This is a genomic window from Candidatus Obscuribacterales bacterium (assembly GCA_036703605.1).
GTDB lineage: Bacteria > Cyanobacteriota > Cyanobacteriia > RECH01 > RECH01 > RECH01.
Genome location: DATNRH010000513.1, coordinates 1 through 1,510 on the forward strand (window position 1 = coordinate 1; position 1,510 = coordinate 1,510).

Consider the following 1,510-nt stretch of genomic DNA (forward strand, 5'->3'; position numbering starts at 1 on the left):
CAAAACGCCAGAGAAAGCCCTGGATCTCTGATGAGACCTGGAAACTGGTCAACCAAAAGGCATCGCTTTGGCATCACTGGCCGGTGGGCTCGAATAGGGAAATCCAAGCTGAGGGTTGTCGACTTGGGCGCCACATCCAGAGCTCCTTGCAAAAGGACAGGAAAAAGCGCACTGAGGCTGCGGGGGCTGCTATTGAACCAGCGCTCCAGAATGATGACCTCCAGGAGGCCTGGATGCGGCTGAAAGCTTGGTATAAGGATGCCAGTGATCGCCCACCCAAACCAGCTCAAGAAGTGGAGAAGTATGGCTGAACGTGACGGTGCAACCGACGCAGAACGCCAACCATGGGACCTCCTTGTGGTCTCCTTGGTGCAACACTGCTATGCCTCAGGGGATCTTCCTACGGAAGTCACCTGGGCTAGCGTTGTCCTCCTTCCAAAAGAGGATGGAGGCATCCGTGGCATCGGACTACTGGATGTGGTCTGGAAAGTGCTAATGAAAATTGTAGACACTCATACCTAGCGAGGAGTCTCCTTTCATGACTGTCTCCATGGCTTCCGGCCTGGACGCGGCATGGACACTGCCATAATCGAAGCCAAGTTAGCCCAACAGCTAGCAGTCATCCATCAGGTGCCTTTCTATGCACTCTTTCTGGACCTCTGGAAAGCATACGACATGATGGACCGGGACCGTGCTCTGTCTATCCTGCAAGGATATGGTGTTGGCCCAAAGGCCCGACACCTACTGCGGACCTTCTGGACAAGACAGCAGATAGTAGCCCGGCAAGGTGGATAGTACCATGGACAGCCTTTTGAGGCTAGCCGTGGCGGCACCCAAGGGTGCATATTCATGCTGACGCTCTTCAATGTTGTGGAAGACAATGTCTTGAGACACTGGCTCTCCTTGGTCATTGATGACAATGGGACCATCTCTCGGGACGGCTTTGGAAGAACAGTAGCTGAAAAGCTGGTGTTATTCTATGCAGACGATGGTTTGGTCAGTGCCCTCGACCACTCCTGGCTACAGGTAGCATTTGATGCGCTTGTCGGCCTGTTTCGTTGCATCGGTCTGAAATGTAATGTAAACAAGACTAAGGCAATGATCTGCCATCCAGCTCCGATACCGGGACCACTGTCCACTGCGGCTTACCACCACAGAATGGATGGTGTTGGTGACTCCTACCACCAACGCAAGCGCCAAAAGGTGACTTGTGGTGAGTGTGGAAAGGAGATAGCCACTGGATCTCTCCGACAACACATGCGTAGCCAGCATGCCATTGAACTGCAGCCTGCCCCACTGCAGGCTCCAGCTGCAGCGGCTCCGGCACCTTACGTGTGTAGCGTCCCAGACAGGACCCCTGTGGTCTACTGTCCAGTTGAGGACTGCCCAGGAAGGGCACACTCAAAGAGAGCGCTTCGGGTCCACTTCATGAGACGACATCTGCATGACATCCTTCACATACTGGAGGAGGGACCCGTCCCACTTCCCAAGTGTGAGTCTTGCGGAATGC

Annotated in this window: 2 protein-coding genes; one reads left to right on the plus strand and one right to left on the minus strand. The window is 54.4% G+C overall.

The genetic code is table 11. From position 1 onward, the window contains the following. The first annotated feature begins 146 nt into the window (after positions 1-146). Positions 147-311, plus strand: coding sequence for a hypothetical protein (locus tag V6D20_11100; protein ID HEY9816329.1), 165 nt, complete (start codon positions 147-149; stop codon positions 309-311). Between the two features lie 430 nt (positions 312-741). Here V6D20_11100 and V6D20_11105 read toward each other — a convergent pair whose 3' ends face one another. Further along, positions 742-894, minus strand: a complete 153-nt coding sequence (locus V6D20_11105) for a hypothetical protein (GenBank protein HEY9816330.1) — start codon at positions 892-894, stop codon at positions 742-744. Positions 895-1,510: the final 616 nt, after the last annotated feature.